General features: G+C 71.7%; 16 protein-coding genes. 7 read left to right on the plus strand and 9 right to left on the minus strand.

From position 1 onward, the window contains the following. The first annotated feature begins 33 nt into the window (after positions 1 to 33). Entirely contained in the window at positions 34 to 1,662 is a 1,629-nt protein-coding gene (locus ACN28F_RS16635) for a glycosyltransferase family 87 protein (protein WP_289208850.1), read from the plus strand. Here the strand turns inward: ACN28F_RS16635 and ACN28F_RS16640 are convergent. Further along, positions 1,597 to 3,654 carry a hypothetical protein gene (locus tag ACN28F_RS16640; protein WP_421358559.1) on the minus strand — a complete coding sequence of 686 codons (2,058 nt, stop codon included), beginning with the start codon at positions 3,652 to 3,654 and terminating at the stop codon, positions 1,597 to 1,599. The genes ACN28F_RS16635 and ACN28F_RS16640 overlap by 66 nt on opposite strands. After that, entirely contained in the window at positions 3,651 to 4,442 is a 792-nt protein-coding gene (locus ACN28F_RS16645) for a deoxyribonuclease IV (protein ID WP_421358561.1), read from the minus strand. Before ACN28F_RS16645 ends, ACN28F_RS16640 begins: the two co-directional genes overlap by 4 nt. A gap of 147 nt (positions 4,443 to 4,589) precedes the next feature. Between ACN28F_RS16645 and ACN28F_RS16650 the strand changes: the two genes are divergently transcribed. The 5 genes from ACN28F_RS16650 (at position 4,590) to rplI (ending at position 6,748) form a co-directional block, all read left to right on the plus strand. Next, entirely contained in the window at positions 4,590 to 4,772 is a 183-nt protein-coding gene (locus ACN28F_RS16650) for a hypothetical protein (protein ID WP_289208853.1), read from the plus strand. Positions 4,773 to 5,093: 321 nt separating this feature from the next. Then, positions 5,094 to 5,384, plus strand: a complete 291-nt coding sequence (gene rpsF, locus ACN28F_RS16655; protein ID WP_289210783.1) for a 30S ribosomal protein S6 — start codon at positions 5,094 to 5,096, stop codon at positions 5,382 to 5,384. 101 nt (positions 5,385 to 5,485) lie between these two features. Next, the gene (locus ACN28F_RS16660; protein WP_282224533.1) at positions 5,486 to 6,001 is read left to right on the plus strand and encodes a single-stranded DNA-binding protein; all 516 of its coding nucleotides are present in this window, start codon (positions 5,486 to 5,488) and stop codon (positions 5,999 to 6,001) included. A 43-nt stretch (positions 6,002 to 6,044) separates the two neighbouring features. Beyond that, complete coding sequence (gene rpsR, locus ACN28F_RS16665) at positions 6,045 to 6,284, plus strand: 30S ribosomal protein S18 (protein WP_091551811.1); 240 nt, start codon at positions 6,045 to 6,047, stop codon at positions 6,282 to 6,284. A 14-nt stretch (positions 6,285 to 6,298) separates the two neighbouring features. Continuing rightward, entirely contained in the window at positions 6,299 to 6,748 is a 450-nt protein-coding gene (gene rplI, locus ACN28F_RS16670) for a 50S ribosomal protein L9 (RefSeq protein ID WP_289208854.1), read from the plus strand. A 65-nt stretch (positions 6,749 to 6,813) separates the two neighbouring features. On the opposite strand, the gene ACN28F_RS16675 is transcribed toward rplI, so the two are convergent. Beyond that, a complete protein-coding gene (locus tag ACN28F_RS16675; protein WP_421361421.1) occupies positions 6,814 to 8,004 on the minus strand; it encodes a hypothetical protein in 1,191 nt (396 codons plus the stop codon). 144 nt (positions 8,005 to 8,148) lie between these two features. Then, on the minus strand, positions 8,149 to 10,056 hold the full coding sequence (locus ACN28F_RS16680) for a hypothetical protein (RefSeq protein WP_421358564.1): 1,908 nt from the start codon (positions 10,054 to 10,056) through the stop codon (positions 8,149 to 8,151). A 614-nt stretch (positions 10,057 to 10,670) separates the two neighbouring features. On the opposite strand from ACN28F_RS16680, the gene dnaB reads away from it, so the two are divergent. Then, the gene (gene dnaB / locus ACN28F_RS16685; protein WP_289208857.1) at positions 10,671 to 12,959 is read left to right on the plus strand and encodes a replicative DNA helicase; all 2,289 of its coding nucleotides are present in this window, start codon (positions 10,671 to 10,673) and stop codon (positions 12,957 to 12,959) included. Positions 12,960 to 12,992: 33 nt separating this feature from the next. Here dnaB and ACN28F_RS16690 read toward each other — a convergent pair whose 3' ends face one another. The 5 genes from ACN28F_RS16690 to ACN28F_RS16710 all read right to left on the minus strand — a co-directional run bounded on the left by ACN28F_RS16690 (position 12,993) and on the right by ACN28F_RS16710 (position 16,333). Then, positions 12,993 to 13,376: a zf-TFIIB domain-containing protein gene (locus tag ACN28F_RS16690; protein WP_289210784.1), complete on the minus strand. Its 384-nt coding sequence runs from the start codon at positions 13,374 to 13,376 to the stop codon at positions 12,993 to 12,995. Positions 13,377 to 13,398: 22 nt separating this feature from the next. Then, positions 13,399 to 14,031, minus strand: a complete 633-nt coding sequence (locus tag ACN28F_RS16695) for a phosphoribosyltransferase (RefSeq protein WP_289208858.1) — start codon at positions 14,029 to 14,031, stop codon at positions 13,399 to 13,401. A 90-nt stretch (positions 14,032 to 14,121) separates the two neighbouring features. Further along, positions 14,122 to 14,493, minus strand: a complete 372-nt coding sequence (locus tag ACN28F_RS16700; protein ID WP_421358567.1) for a fluoride efflux transporter FluC — start codon at positions 14,491 to 14,493, stop codon at positions 14,122 to 14,124. Then, positions 14,490 to 14,915: a fluoride efflux transporter FluC gene (locus tag ACN28F_RS16705; protein ID WP_289208860.1), complete on the minus strand. Its 426-nt coding sequence runs from the start codon at positions 14,913 to 14,915 to the stop codon at positions 14,490 to 14,492. The genes ACN28F_RS16700 and ACN28F_RS16705 overlap by 4 nt, the downstream gene beginning before the upstream one ends. Beyond that, the gene (locus ACN28F_RS16710; protein WP_421358569.1) at positions 14,912 to 16,333 is read right to left on the minus strand and encodes a glycosyltransferase 87 family protein; all 1,422 of its coding nucleotides are present in this window, start codon (positions 16,331 to 16,333) and stop codon (positions 14,912 to 14,914) included. Before ACN28F_RS16710 ends, ACN28F_RS16705 begins: the two co-directional genes overlap by 4 nt. Positions 16,334 to 16,336: the final 3 nt, after the last annotated feature.

Consider the following 16,336-nt stretch of genomic DNA (forward strand, 5'->3'; position numbering starts at 1 on the left):
GAAAGGCAGTCGGGTACGGCAGGATTCCTGTTCATGAGCGTGCAGCCACCGAACAGCATCGATGAAGCTCAGCGCGACGAGCCAGTCGGGCAGCCCGGCACCGGCACCGGCGTCGATCCGGACGCGGCACCGGTCGACTACCCGTCCCGGGCCGACGGCTTCGTCCGCGGCCTCTCCGAGGCCATCGGTGGCCCACTCGGCCGGCACGCGGCCGGGCAGGACGTGGTCGCCGCCCGTACCGGACGGTTCTGGACCGCCGCCCGGGTGGTGCTGGCGCTGATCTGCCTCAGCCTGGCGGCGCACTGGGTGCAGAAATCGCCCTGCATGGACGGAGGCTGGCACAGCAACGTCCAGTACACCCGGTTCTGCTACACCGACGTCCTCGCCCTCTACTACGCCGAAGGGCTCAACGAAGGCAAGGTCCCCTACCTGGACCACCCCGTCGAGTACCCGGTGGTGACCGGCTACTTCATGGGCGTACTCGGTCTGCCGGTGCACGCGCTCGGTGCCGACCGGCCCGACCTCAACCAGGCGATGTGGTTCTACAACGCCAACGCGTTGGTGCTCTGCGCGCTCGCGGTGGCGGCGGTGGCGACGATCCTGGCGCTGCGCCGCCGCCGACCATGGGACGCCGCCATGTTCGCGCTCGCCCCGGCCCTGGTGCTGACCGCCACCGTCAACTGGGACATGCTGCCGATCGCCTTCGCCGCGTTCGGCCTCTACGCCTGGGCCAGGAAACGCCCGGTGCTCGCCGGCATCCTGCTCGGCATCGGCGGCGCCGCCAAGATGTGGCCGCTGTTCCTGCTCGGACCGATCCTGGTGCTCGGCCTGCGGTCGGCCCGGATCCGGGCGACGGCCACGGCGATCGCCGTGGCGGTGGCCACCGTCGTCGCCGTCAACCTGCCCGTCTACCTCTGGGCCAACGACGGCTGGCGGCGGTTCTTCGAGCTCAACTCGGAGCGGCCGATCGACTGGGGAACGCTCTGGTACATCGGGCGCTACCTCGACGGCAAGTGGGCCGCCGGCGCACCCGGCGACCAGGGCCCGTTCCAGTGGCTCAGCGCGAACATCCCGACCCTCAACACCCTGTCGTACGTCCTGTTCGGCCTGGCCTGCGTCGGCGTCGGAGCGCTGGCGCTGCTCGCCCCGCGCCGGCCCCGGCTCGCCGCGCTGGCCTTCCTGGTCGTCGCCGCGTTCCTGATCTTCAGCAAGGTGTGGTCCCAGCAGTTCACCCTCTGGCTGCTGCCGCTGATCGTGCTGGCCCGGCCCCGCTGGGGCGCGTTCCTGGCCTGGCAGGCCGCCGAGGTCGGCTATTTCTTCGCCTTCTACGGCCAGCTCCTCGGTGCCACCAACGGCAGCCCGGTGATCCCCGAAGGGGTCTTCGTGCTGGCCGCCACCCTGCGGCTGGCCACCGTGGTGGCGCTGTGCGTGTTCATCATCCGTGACATTCTCGCCCCGGAGCGTGACGTGGTACGCGGCAACTACCTCGACGACCCCGACGGCGGGGTGTTCGACGGTGCGACCGACGCGGCCTGGATCAGTTCGCTGCGCCGCTGGTTCGGCTCCGGCGGCCCAGGTGCCGGGGCACGCGCACCGTCACAGCCGGAAGACGACCGTGTCGCCGATGTCGGCGCGCTCGATGCCGAGCCCGTCAACCGGTAGGTCGATCGTGGTCTGCCACGGCGTGCCGGCGACCCGGTCACGGCGCAGCACCACCGTCCGTACCCCGAGCTCCCGCAGGTAGGAGATGCTGGCCTGGTCGGGGAAGGTCCGGGTCAACTCGCGTACCTCGGCGAGCCGGTCAGGGGTGAAGCCGCTGCCGCCGTTGACCACCGGCTGGAACCGGGTCGTCGACCAGAGCATCACGTGCTGGTCGAGGTTCTGGCCGCTGGGCAGCACCAGGATCGGGCCTTCGTCGACCCGCATGATCTGCGGCTGTTCGGGCACCTCCGGATGCGGGGTGGTGTTGAGTCCCTCGACCAGGACCAGCAGCAGCGGTAGCAGCGTGGCCAGCCGCAACCACCCGCCGGGGCGCCCGGTGACCCGCTGCCGGGCGATGTCGTCGACCCGGCGGACGAACGCCCCGACGGCGCCGGCGGCGAGGATCGCCAACAGCAGCGTCGTCCACAGCATCATCCGGCCCGGGGTACGGATCCCGTCCCAACCCGGCAGATACTCGAACAGCAGACCGTACGTGTAGGCGCCGCCGAAGAACTCGGTGCCCATCGCGAGGATGCCGCTGAGCAGCACTCCGGCGAGCAGCAGCAGGCGCTGCCGCAGCGTCCAGATGGAGAAGACCAGCCCGGCCAGGGCCAGCGCGTACAGCACGAACCCGGGCAGCAGCGTCATCTCCGGATGCCAGGGCATGGTGGCGCGGGCGTCGGCGTGCCGGTCACCCCACAGCAGCGACTCCTGCGGCGCGGTGAAGAAGCCCACCAGCGGCGGCGAGTATGCGGCCAGGTCGTCGAGGGTGCGCGCGGCGTCGGGGTGCAGCTCGGCGACCCGGAAGTACGGGATCGCCAGCAGTACGCCGACCGCGGCGAACAGGGCACCGCCGGCAAGATCGGTCAACAGCAGGACGGCACCGAACGGCCGGCGGGGCCGCCAGAACCAGGCGCGCCGGACGACGTACATGGTCAGGGAGACCAGGCAGACGACCGCCAGGATGTAGATGAACGGCAGCCCGATGCCGAAGCCGAGACTGATCTGCCAGGCCGCGGTCAGCCAGCCGGCCAGCGCCCAACCGATGCTGCGCCGCTGCGGGCGGTAGCCGTACCGCAGCGACCAGCCATGACCCCGGGCCAGCATGGCCAGCGCCAGCGGGATCCCGCCGTTGGAGACGATGTGCAGGTGGCCGGCCTGGGCCAGCAGCCACGGTGCGTACGCGTACGCGGCACCGCCGACCGCCGCTGCGGTACGTCCGGCACCCAGTTGCCGGATCAGCGCGTACGCGCCGAGCGTCGCCAGCGCGTGGGCGAGCACGAAGATGATGTTGTAGCGGAGGACGGCCGCGACGGGTCCGTCCCCGATCATCCCGGCCGGGGCGTAGCCGAGGAGCGTGTCGGAGAATGCGAAACTCCACGGCTCGGGATAGAACGTGTTCGACCGCCACAGTTGGGTGGGGTCGGTCAGCAGGATGTGCCCGGACCAGGCCATCTGCCAGGCCTGCAGGGTCGGATCGAAGGTGTCCTGCGGGATCGTGTACAGCGGGTAGCGCAGGGTCGGCCAGGTCATCACCACGGCGACGACGAGGGCCGACACGGTGGCCAGGGTCCACTCGTGGACCAGCACCCGGGCGACGGCCCGACCCGCGCGACGAAGCCGACCGGGCTGACGTTCCGGCTCCGGCGCGAAGGACACGAACGGGTCAGCCGGCTCAGCTGGCTTGTCGGTCTCAGCCGGCTTGTCGGTCTCAGCCGGCTTGTCGGTCTCAGCCGGCTTGTCGGTCTCAGCCGGCTTGTCGGTCTCAGCCGGCTTGTCGGTCTCAGCCGGCTTGTCGGTCTCAGCCGGCTTGTCGGTCTCAGCCGGCTTGTCGGTCTCAGCCGGCTTGTCGGTCTCAGCCGGCTTGTCGGTCTCAGCCGGCTTGTCGGTCTCAGCCGGCTTGTCGGCCTTGGTCGGCTGGTCGGGAGCGGCCGTGGGGTTCTCGTCGGTCATCGCGGCGGGTCCTGCTGACCCAGGCGGTGCCGGAGGTAGTCGATGTCGGCTGACTGGCCCTCGGCCCCGCCTGGGGTCTCGACGATCACCGGTGCGTCGGCAGCGCGGACCGCCGCGACGATGAGCTCCGGGTCGATCGACCCGGCCTGGAGGTTCTCGTGCCGGTCCCGGCCGCTGTCGAAGCCGTCCTTCGAACCGTTGGCGTGGATCAGGTCGATCCGGCCGGTGATCGCCTTGATTCGGTCGACGATGCCGACAAGGTCCTCGCCGGCAGCATGGGCGTGGCAGGTGTCGAGGCAGAAGCCGGGGTCGAACTCGCCGATGGCATCCCACAGCCGGGCGAGCGATTCGAACCGGCGGGCACAGGCGTTGTCGCCACCAGCGGTGTTCTCGATCAACACCGGGAGTGGGAATCCGCCCTGCTCCTCGGCGTAGGCGAAGGTCTTGCGCCAGTTGGCGAAGCCCACCGCCGGGTCGTCGCCACGGTTGACGTGTCCACCGTGCACGATGAGGCCCTTGGCGCCGATCTCGCGAGCGCGGGCGGCGTGGCTCACCAGCAGCTTGCGACTCGGAATCCGGATCCGGTTGTTGGAGGTGGCGACGTTGACGACGTACGGCGCGTGGACGTAGACGTCGACGCCGGACTCGCGCAGCCGGTCCGCGTCGGTCCGCGGCGTCGGGGCCTGCCAGCCCTGCGGATCGGCCAGGAAGAACTGGACGGCGTCGGCGTGCCGGTCGGTGGCCTCGGCGAGCGGGTCGGTGGGGTCGACGTGGGCTCCGATACGCATGGGGGCGAGCCTACGTGGCCGGGCCGACCGTCGTCGCGCGCCGGCTGGCGTCACCGCCGACGGTGTGCGGTCGTTGGTCCTGGTGGACGTCCGGCCCGACCGAGCCCTCGGTTGGCGTGCCGGCCCGCCGTCCGGGCAGGAGAGACCATGTCGACGCAGCTGTCCTTCAGCCTCGGACACGCCGACTCGTGGCTTGCCGATCTGTCGGGTCATGAACAGCCAATCGGACTTTTAGCGCTTGTCGCGTTAATTACGGTGATTGGCACGTCTGTAGCTGCGATCAGGGTTATTATCGTGCAACACAGGCAGAAGGCACGACATCTGCCCTGATGGCCGGCTCTGCCGGACAACTGCACAGGCTCCGCGGGGCGCTTCTCGTCCAACCTCGTCGGTGTGGTCGTTCCTCCCCAGGTCCCACCCAAAGAATGCGGACAGGGCGCCCCGCGGCTCGTGCATCCCGTGCCACCGGCCGCAGCCGGTGACGCCCCGACTGCCAGCGGCCGGGGTGGACCGATGTTCGTCGCCGACGACCAGCTATCCTTGTCCGGTTGCGCAGTCGCCAGGTCACCTGATCTGCCGCCCGCGCCACGACGCTGGACCTCCTGCCACGGAAGGACCGTGGCCGCCAAGCCCACAGGAGGTGAGTACGTCTTGCGTCATTACGAGATCATGGTGATTCTCGATCCCAGCCTCGAGGAGCGCACGGTCGCGCCCTCGCTCGACACGTACCTGAACGTGATCCGGACCGCTGGTGGCTCAGTCGAGAAACTCGACGTCTGGGGCCGTCGCCGCCTCTCCTTCGAGATCAACAAGAAGGCGGAAGGCATCTACGCCGTCATCGACCTGCAGGCAGATCCGGACGCCGTCGCCGAGCTGGACCGCCAGCTGCGGCTCAACGAGTCGGTCCTGCGCACCAAGGTCATTCGGCCGGAAACGCGCTGACCGCGTCCCAGCAGGTACGCCCGACAGCCGCCGCATCGAACCTGTCACAGGGCTCTGGCAGCCTTGAGCCAGGGATCGACTGAGCGCGCGAGGAGATGGTCATGGCAGGAGATACCACCATCACGGTCATCGGCAACCTGACCGATGATCCTGAGTTGCGTTTTACCCCTTCCGGAGCGGCGGTGGCCAAGTTCCGGGTCGCCTCGACGCCCCGGTTCATGGACAAGGCCTCCGGCGAATGGAAGGACGGCGAGCCGCTCTTCCTGTCCTGCACGGTGTGGCGCCAGGCGGCCGAGCACGTCGCCGAGTCACTCCAGCGGGGTGCCCGGGTGATCGTCTCGGGTCGACTGCGGCAGCGGTCGTACGAGACCCGCGAGGGCGAGAAGCGGACCGTCATCGAGCTGGAAGTGGACGAGATCGGCCCGTCGCTGCGGTACGCCACGGCGAAGGTGCAGAAGATGTCCCGGTCCGGAGCTGGTGGCGGCGGCTTCGGTGGTTCCGGAGGCGGTGGTAACCAGGGCGGCGGAAACTTCGACGACCCCTGGGCCACGGCCGCGCCAGCTGCCTCGTCTGCTCGATCGGGCGGCGGGAACTTCGACGAGGAACCCCCATTCTGATATGGCTAACAACGCCCGTGATCGCAAACCAGGAGCAAGATCAATGGCCAAGGCTGCGGCACTTCGCAAGCCGAAGAAGAAGGTGAACCCGCTCGACAAGGACGGGATCACCTATATCGATTACAAGGACACCGCTCTGCTGCGCAAGTTCATCTCCGACCGTGGCAAGATCCGCGCCCGGCGGGTGACCGGAGTGACCTCCCAGCAGCAGCGGCAGATCGCCCGTGCGGTCAAGAACGCCCGCGAGATGGCGCTCCTGCCGTACACCACGACGGCTCGCTGAGCGGAGGCACCGATATGAAGATCATCCTGACTCAGGAGGTGTCTGGGCTCGGTTCCCCCGGGGACATCGTCGAGGTCAAGAACGGCTACGGCCGTAACTACCTGCTGCCCCAGGGCTACGCGATCACCTGGACCAAGGGCGCGGAGAAGCAGGTCACCTCGATCAAGCGGGCCCGGTCCGCACGGGAGATCCGCGACCTCGGCCACGCCAACGAGGTCAAGGGGCAGCTGGAGAACCTCACGGTCACCCTGACCGTGCGGGCCGGCGAGGGCGGTCGACTGTTCGGCTCGGTCACCCCGGCCGAGGTCGTTGACGCCGTCCGTACCGCCGGTGGACCGGCGCTGGACCGTCGACGGCTCGAACTGCCCGGCCACATCAAGTCGGTCGGCGCCTATCCGGTGAAGGTCAAGCTCCACCCGGACGTCACCGCGTCGTTCAACCTCAACGTGCTCCAGGCCAAGTAGGTCCGGCCACCCGAGCGCAGCTCAGCGAAGGGACCACACCGACCGGTGTGGTCCCTTCGCCGTGATCAGCGCAGGGTGCTGGAGACCACCACCGGTTCCCCCGCACCGAGAAAGAAGATCCCCGGGTAGCCGGCCGTGGCGAAGCCGTCGTTGACGTTGCGCCGCAGCACCGAGCCGGTCACCTCCAAGGTGCCGGACCGGTCGTTGCTGACGAAGAAGATCGCCCCGCCACCCTCCTTCGCCGTGTTCTCGGCGACCACGCTGCCGGCGACGGTCACCGTGAACCGGTTGCCGTCGGCGTAGATCGCGCCACCGCTGCCACCGCCGGGGGTGCCCGGCTTCGCCGGGTTCGCGCCGTGCCCGACCGCCGCGTTGTGGGTCAGTACGCTGTTCAGAACGATCCACGAGACGCCGATGCTGCTCAGCGCGCCACCGTTGGCGCACACGCCGCCGTCGTCCGGCGCTCCGCCGAAGGTGCTGCCCACCACGTACACCGGTCGGTCCTGCCACTGGTCCAGCACCCGGATCGCGGCGCCACCCAGGTCCGGACCGGTCGGGTCGCAGCGGTTGCGGACGAACCGGCTGTCGACGACCCGGAACCGACCGCCGCGTACGAAGATCGCTCCACCGCCACCACCGTCGACCCGTTCGCCGGTGGCGTCGCCGTCGGCGAACGTCAGGTTCTGCACGACCAGCTCGGGATGGTCCTGGTCGTTGCAGTGTGAGGTCGTCCAGCCCTGCGTCTCGTCACAGGTGTTCATGTAGAGGATGCGCCGTTCGCCGCCGCCGCTGAGGGTGACCAGACCGCCGCCGTCGAGCACCACCCGCCGGCTGGCCGCGTTGCGGACCTTTGCCGTCTGCTTCAGCACGATGACCACCGGCCGTGGACCACAGGCGAAGGTGATGATCCCGCCGGCGGCGACCGCCGACACGACCGCGTCCGAGGTGCAACTCGCCGGCGTACCGTCGCCGACGGTCCGGGTGGGTCGGCTGGTGTCCACCGCCCGCGCGTGCGACGGCACGTCCGCGCCGCCGTCCGGATTACCGGGGGGCGGGCCGGCGGCACCGCCGTCAGCGGTCGGCGGGTCGGCCGGGGCGGTCGGCGGCGGGGCCGGACCGAGCCCGGCGTCGCCGCCGCGCGGCGCCACGGTCGCGGTGGGATCCGGCGGTGCCGACGCTGGTGCGTCGGTCGCCGCACCGACCACACCGGCCGGCCCGGACCCGGCCGCGTCGCCGCAACCGGCGAGCAGCGCCATCGTGACAAGGCCGGTCAGGATGTGCCTGACCGCCCGAGGTCTGCTGGGCACCGACCGATGGTACGAGCGGGTACGCCGCCCGGACCAGCGCGATCAGTCGTCGAACCGCCACCGCCGGGGCAGCCGGCCGCCACCGAACGGCCGTCAACCGATCGGCTGACCGGTGATGGCGCTCGCCACCACCTGCGACATGCCACCTCCGATGACGGCCGCCGCCAGGCCGACGCTCGACGCCCGCCAGGTCCCGCTCACCCACCGGATCAGGACGGCGAGGACCAGAGAGATCATCAGTGCGTACGCGAAGGCGGGTGCCGCCGCGAGCAGCGAGCTGATCGCCTGGGCACGGGCCGACAGGCAGTCGCCGTCCACGCCCAGGACGCAGTCGTTCGTGGCGGGGGTGCCGTCCAGCGTGAGGCTCCAGATCAGGAACGCCACCACCGGCAGGGCGTACCAGGCCGCCGTGTAGAGCAACGACGACAGGTAGCCGCTCTGGTCGGCGTCGATGAGTTCGTCGTCGATCCGGTAGGTGAGCCGCCGCTGCGACGGTGGTTCGTACCGGGGCCGTGGCCGCTGCTCGGGCAGCACCCGCGAGCGTGGGGCACTGGGCAGCGCCACCACGGGCGACCGGGGAGCGGACGACGGCGTCTCGACCCACCGGGGGTCGTCGGCGGCCAGCCGGGTGCCGGACCAGAAGGTGCCTTCGCGGCCGGGTTCGACCTCGGGCCACGGGTCGACCGGCGGGATCTCGTCGGCGTACCCGCCCGCCTCCAGCGCACGTCGCTTGCGGGCCCCGGTCCGACTTCCGGTTGGCCAGCTCTGCGGATCGTCGTCGCGGTCCCACTGCTGGGTGTAGTCGCTGGCGGCCCGCCAGCCGTCGAACAGCGCCGGGTCGTCCCCGGCGTCGCGGTGGCCCCGGCCCACGCTGGTCGACGCCGCCGAAGGGCCTGGGCCGATCGCGCGCGGCGCCGACGCGGTACGCGACCAGCCGTCGATCTCGCGTGGCTGCTCCCGCCTCGGTGCCTCGATCTCCCGGCGGGCGGCACGGGTACGGCGAGCGGCCCGGCCGGACTCGCGTTGCTGATCGTCGGTTGGCGGCCGGGACCATTCGCTGGTGTAGTCGGCTGCTGCCGCTGACCACGCATCGTCGCGGGACCATTCGCTGGTGTAGTCGGCTGCTGCCGCTGACCACGCGCCGTCGCGGGACCAGCCGCCGGTGTGCTCGCCTGGTCCGCTGTCGCGACGGCTGTCGATCGCGCGCTGCCGGGGCACCGGTCGTCGGGCGCTGTCAGTACGCCGGCCCGGTGGGGCGTCGTCGGGCAGCCACTGCGCCGGGTCGTCGTACCCGCGTCGCGACGCTGCCTCGCCACCGCGTCGCGACGCTGCCTCGTCGCTACGTCGCCGTCGCCGCCGGGGCGGCGTGTCGGCCCGGTCGTCCGGTTCGCGGGCCAGGCCACGGGAGAGCCAACTGTCGTCGTCGGCGGGGCGGTCACCGGGTGGCGGCGACCATCTTGCCGGGGGCGCGGACCAGGACGTGCGCGGTTCGTCGGACCAGGCGGTACGCGGTTCGTCGGACCACGACGTGTGCGGTTCGTCGGACCAGCGGCTGACCGGCCCGGCGTCGCTGCGCGGCGGGTCGCGCTGCCAGCCACGACGACCGCCGGAGGTCGGGGCCGGGGAGACCGGCCCACCCGAGGTGGGGCTGCCGGAGACCGGGCCACCGGAGATCGGGCCGCCCGAGATCGGATCCTCCGGTGCGCGACGCCGGCCGACTGTCCGGCGGCGACTACGCGTCGGTTGCTCCGGGATCTGCCACGAACCGTCGCGATGCCGCCCGGCCCGCCCGCCCCGGTCATACTGGTCGGCCCGGTCCGGGGCGGCCGCCGTGTCGTCCCAGCCGGCCGGTCGGCCACGGTCCCAGGACCGGTCCCCGTCCCAGGACCGGTCGGCCGCCCCGGATCGGCTGCCGTGGTCGGCCGGTGGCCGGTGGTCGGCGGAGGACGGCCCGGCGGGCAGCGCCCACCGTGCGCCGCCCGGTGCAGCGCGCCTCTCCACTGGCTCGTCTTCCGGGTCGTGGCGTCGGCGACGCCCTCGCGGCGGTTCATTGGCATCATCCGGTGCGGCGTACCGGGCGCGACGCGACCGTGGCGTCGGGTCGACCTCGGCGTCATCGGACCAACGAGGAGCAGGCCGCCGCTCACGCGGAGCGCGGTCGCCGTACTCCCAATCCCGGTAGTCCACCGCCGGAGCCTCGCCCCTTCGCTATCCAGCCATGATCGGCTGAGCCGGCGACACAGTCACCGCCGATACTAGCCGGTACCTGGGCCAGCAGCCTGGTGACGAATTTTGTCCACCGGCTGTGGACAGCGTAGCCCCAGCTCAGCAGGGGGTCGACCGCGCGGCGAACGAGTTTTCCACAGCCTGTGCACAAGGTTGTGCACAGGCTGCGGCCGGCTGTCCACAGCTTGTCCAGAGGTTCATCCACCGCGCCGTTTGGGTCTGCCGCCGGGGAGTCCGTATCGTTCACGCCAGCCCTCCCGCTACCAGCGCGACGTCCCCCGGTCGCCCGACCTGTGGCAGGTCGGCCCGGTGGACCGCGACGTGCCGCAGCGGATGTCGTACCCGCGACGTTCACTGGCACCACAGGCGACGACGAAGGGGGGTGGCGGATGTCCATCACGGATGACCGGCAGACCGACGCCCGGCCGGCGCGCCCCGCCGGCCCACCTGGGCCTCCGACGCCACCACCGGGCCCACCCACCGGCGGCGGGTTCGACCGCACCCCGCCGCAGGACATCGCCGCCGAGCAATGCGTCCTCGGCGGAATGCTGCTGTCCAAGGACGCCATCGCCGACGTCGTCGAGATCCTCAAGTCGCACGACTTCTACCGGCCGATCCACGCGACCATCTTCGACGCGGTGCTCGACCTGTACGGTCGCGGTGAGCCCGCCGACCCGATCACGGTCTCCGCCGCGCTCGCCGACTCCGGTGACATCGGCCGCGTGGGTGGCGCGCCGTACCTGCACACGCTGATCGCCAGCGTGCCGACCGCCGCCAACGCCTCCTACTACGCCCGGATCGTCGCCGAGCGTGCCGTCCTCCGTCGGCTCGTCGAAGCCGGCACCAAGATCGTCCAGCTGGGCTACGGCTCCGCCGCCGGCGGCGGCCGCGACATCGACGACGTGGTCGACCTGGCCCAGCAGGCGGTGTACGACGTCACCGAGCGCCGGGTCAGCGAGGACTTCGCGGTGCTCGCCGACATGCTGCAGCCGACCCTCGACGAGATCGAGGCGGTCGGTGCCCAGGGCGGCGTGATGACCGGCGTCCCCACCGGCTTCACCGACCTGGACAGGCTGCTCAACGGCCTGCACCCCGGCCAGCTGATCATCGTTGCCGGCCGGCCGGGTCTGGGCAAGGCACTGGCACTGGACACCCCGCTGCCGACCCCCACCGGGTGGACCACCATGGGTGAGGTCGCGGTCGGTGACCAACTGCTCGACGCGGACGGCCGGCCGACCACGGTCGTCGGCACCTCCGAGATCCTCCTCGGTGGTCGGTCGTACCAGGTGGAGTTCAGCGACGGCTCGACGATCGTCGCCGACGCTGACCACCTCTGGCAGGTGACCCATCAACCCGCCGGCCTGGCGTTGGCCGGTGCCGGTCCGGCCGGTGGCACCGTACCGGGCTGGCGTGGGCCGGCGGCCACGGCGGCGACCGAGGTGCTGACCACCGAACAGCTCGTCGACCTGCTGGGGCGCGACCCGCAGGCCACGTCGGGCATCGCGGTACGCAACAGTCGGCCACTGGTGCTGCCCGAGCGCACCGACCTGCCGGTGCCCCCGTACCAGCTGGGGGTCGAACTGGCCGGGGGTGAACCGCCGTCCGACGGCGACCCCGACGAGCGTCGCGTCCCCGACCTGTACCTGCGCGCCAGCGAGGCGCAGCGCCGGGCGGTGCTCGCCGGCCTGCTCGACACCGCCGGCACCTGCGGCGTCGGCGGTCTCGTCGAGTACCGCACCACCGGCCGTCGGCTGGCCGATTCGGTGCGGGAGCTGGTGGCGACCCTGGGCGGGCACTGCACGGTGACGGCCGCCACCGTGCCGGGCCGGATGACCGCGCCGTCGACCTTGTACACGGTCACCGTCGGCGCGGACACCGACCGGGAACGGTTCGTCACGGCGATCCGGCCGGTGCCCAGCGTGCCGGTACGGTGCGTCACCGTGGACAACCCGGACCACCTCTACCTGGCGGGGCGCACGATGGTCCCGACCCACAACTCCACCGCGTCGATGGACTTCGCCCGTAACGCCGCGATCCGGGCCGGCTGCGCCGCCGCCATCTTCTCGCTGGAAATGAGCAAGGTGGAGATCGTCATGCGGCTGCTCTCGGCCGAGGCGAAGGTACCGCTGCACGTCCTGCGTTCCGGTCAGCTGTCCGACGACGACTGGACCAAGCTGGCCCGGAGGATGGGCGAGATCAGCGAAGCGCCGCTGTTCGTCGATGACACACCGAACATGAACCTGATGGAGATCCGGGCGAAGGCACGGCGGCTGCGTCAACGGCACGACCTGAAGATGATCGTGGTGGACTACCTGCAGCTGATGAGCTCACCCAAGCGGACGGAGAGCCGGCAGCAGGAGGTCGCCGAGTTGTCGCGAGGGCTGAAACTGCTGGCCAAGGAGGTCGAGTGCCCGGTCATCGCGGTCAGCCAGCTCAACCGGGGCCCGGAGCAGCGGACCGACAAGCGTCCTCAGCTGTCCGACCTGCGGGAGTCAGGCTCGATCGAGCAGGACGCGGACGTGGTGATCCTGCTGCACCGGGACGACTACTACGACAAGGAGTCGCCCCGGGCGGGAGAGGCGGACTTCATCGTGGCGAAGCACCGTAACGGTCCCACCGACACGGTGACCGTCGCCGCGCAGCTCCACCTCTCCCGCTTCGTCGACATGGCCATCTGACGCGTCGCGGTGCGGCCGTAGGCCGGCGCGGGGTCAGTCGAAGAGTTGGTTCAGGAAGCTCTTCTGCCGCTTGTGCCGCTTGTGCCCGTGGTAGCCGTGGTGGCCGTAGGCGGGCGCCGGCGGGTAGGCCGGTGCCGGCGGGTAGCCGGGCTGGTGGTGAACCGGCGGCGGGTAGCCACTGGCCGGCGGGGGCGGCGGCGGGTAGCCACTGGCCGGCGGTGCCGGCGGACGGGCCGGCTGACCGGGCTGACCCGCCGAGCCGCCACCGTTCCAGGCAGCCTCCGCGTCGAAGAGCCGTTCGAGTTCGCCCCGGTCGAGGAAGATGCCCCGACACTCGGTGCACTGGTCGATGGTGATTCCGCTGCGCTCGTACTGCCGCATGGAGCCGTGGCACTTGGGACAGTTCATCTGCATGATTCGACGGTACCGGCTGCTGTCCTCACCCGCCGACAGGCAACCCGACGACCTCGTCGTCGCCGACCTGATGGAAGTCGTCGTAGTACTGGCCGACAGCCTGGAAGTCGTCCGGCTGCAGCGGGCAGACCAGGCCGTCGACCACGTCGCGCAGGGCGGCGACGGCTGCGGCGGAGCCCACCGGCACGGCCACCATCACGCGCGCGGCGCCGAGACCCCGACAGACCGCGACGGCGGCCCGGGCCGTCGCGCCGGTGGCCAGGCCGTCGTCGACCAGCACGGCCGTACGTCCGGCCAGGTCCACCGCCGGTCGGTCGCCCCGGAAGCGGCGCTCCCGGCGGTGCAGCTCGGCCGTCTCCACTTCGGTCACCTGGGCGATCTGTGCGGCGTCGAGGCGGTCGGCCACCTCCCGGTTGATCACCCGTACGCCGCCGGAGCCGATCGCGCCGAACGCGACCTCGGGGGCGGCCGGGAGCCCGAGTTTGCGGATGACGAGCACGTCGTAGGCCACCTGGAGCCGGTTGGCGACGACCGCCGCGACCGGTGCCCCGCCCCGGAGCAGGCCCAGTACGACGACGTCCGGCCGCCCGGTCAGGCTGGCCAGGTCGCGGGCGAGCCGCGCGCCGGCGTCTTCGCGGTCCCGGTACACACTGTCCATGGCCTCAGGTGTACGCCGGATCCGCCGTCGTCGCCGGGTGGTCGGGCGAAATCCGTCGATCGGGCACCCCGCGTCGCCGCCATGTCGCTGCTATCTGGCGAGCGCTGCGGCCATCGCGTGTGCCGTCACCAGGGCGGTGAATCCGACCGTCAGGGTCGCCGCCGCGTAGCCCGCTGCCCACCAGCGGTCCCGGGCGCCACCGCCGGCCAGCTGCACCACCTCGTAGGCGAAGGTCGAATAGGTGGTCAGCGCACCACACAGACCGGTGGCGAGCAGCCGGGCCAGCGGGCCGTCGAGTGCCGTACCGGTGCCGGCGATCCCACCGAGCAGCGCCGCTCCGACGACGTTGACCGCGAACGTGCCCCAGTAGCTGGGCCGGCCGGCCCCGACCACCACCCGGTCGACCAGGTAGCGCAGCACCGCCCCGACGGCACCGCCGGTCATCACCAGCAGCAGTGTCACGACCCGGCTCCCGCCCACCGGTCGGCGACCGGCCGGGCCGCCGCACCGCCGATCAGCACCGCGACCAGCGCTGCGGCGAGGGTGCCGAGGGCGTAGCCGCCGGCCAACCAGGGGCGTCCGGTGGCGAACAGTTCGGCGACCTCCAGGGTCTGGATCGAGAAGGTGGTGAAGCCGCCGAGCAGGCCCGCCCCGAGCAGCGGCCGGAGCAGGCGGTGCGGCCGGGGCCGGGCGGTGACGACCCGCATGAGTACGCCGATGAGGGTGCAGCCGACGAGGTTGGTGACCAGGGTCGGCCAGGGTGGGCCGTCGGCGGCGACGGGCCAGGTCAGGGCGATGCCGTACCGGGCGGCGGCACCGACGGCACCGCCGACGGCGACCGCGGTCAGTACGGCCGGCGACACCGACCCGGCGGGCAACTTCACGGGCCGCCACCGGTGACGGCCCGCTCTCCGGCAGCTGCCCCCGGCTGGCCGGTGCTGGACCCACCGTTGCTGGACCCGGCGTTGCTGGACCCTGCGTCGCTGGACCCTGCGTCGTACAGCACCGGCACCCAGCTGAACAGCGCGATCGGGTACAGCAGATATCCGAACCGGGTCGCCGGCAGCAACATCGTGGCGACGAGCAGACCGGCCGCGCAGATCGTCGCCGCCCCGGCGACGGTACGTGGCGGCTGGTGCCGCAGGCGTACCGCGATCGCGAGGCCGACCAGGATCAGCAGCGTGCCCGCGACGAACCGACCGCCCGGTAGCCAGTCGGCGATCAGGTGACCGGGCAGCGGCGACGCCGCCGGAGTGTCGACCACGCCCGCCCCGAGCGGGAAACCGACGACGTTGTGCGCCAGCGCGGCATGGTCCACGGCGGCCACCGGGACCAGGGCGAGCAACGGCAGCCCGACGCCGGCGGCGGCGACCTTCACCAGCTCGCGCTGCCCCTTGGCGGCGGCGTGCAGTGCCACCACGACCAGGATCGGCCAGGCGAACAGTTTGAGCGCGGCGGCGGCACCGACCGCGAACCCGGCGGCACCGTACCGGCCGGTGGCGCAGAGCGTCAGCCCGAGCAGGGCCAGCGCCAGGACCGGCAGGTCGTTGCCTCCGGTGCTCAGGGTCAACGCGGAGATCGGCAGGACCGCGCTGAGCTGCACCGTCCGTACCAGGGTGGCGCCGTCGACGCCGACCTGCGCGCGCAGCAGCACCAGGGCGGTGCCGCCGAGGACGACGGTGGCGAGGGCGAACCACACCCGGGCATCGGTCCACCAGGCCACGCCGGCCAGCGCCCGGGCCATGCCGAACAGCACCATCCCGGGCTGGTACGGCAGGTAGCCGAGCAACTGCTCGTCGCTGGGCAGGGCGGTGATCTGCTGCTCGGACAGGTACGGGGTGTCGTGGGCGAGCAACCTGCTGGCCCCGTCCTCGACGACCAGGACCTCTTCCTGCGCCCGGTCGGTCCGTCCGCCCGCGCGTTGCGCGGACTGCACCAGCAGCGGTACGGCGACCACCGCCGTCCAGGTGAGTCCGGTCAGCCAGCCACGTCCGGCGACGGGGACGTCCGGCCCGATGGCGGCGGCTCTGCGGAAGGCGAGCTGGCTGAGTACGACGAGGACGGCGGCGCCGTACCCGACGGTGGCGACGGTGCCCCAGGCCCGGTGCGGGGCGAGGGTCGACGTGGTCGCGGTGATCCCGGCGAAGGCGGCGGAGAGTCCGTAGACGGTGAGGTCGCCGACGAGCCCGGCACCGGCCCGGTGCAACCGGTTCCACCGTCGGGTGACGTCGGCCCGCCACCGCCGGGCGGAGTCGGCCGGGCGGCGCGGGCGGGTTGCGGGTCCGGCCGACGCGACGGTCACGTC

Source organism: Solwaraspora sp. WMMA2101, from assembly GCF_049179175.1.
In the GTDB taxonomy this organism is placed as follows: domain Bacteria; phylum Actinomycetota; class Actinomycetes; order Mycobacteriales; family Micromonosporaceae; genus Micromonospora_E.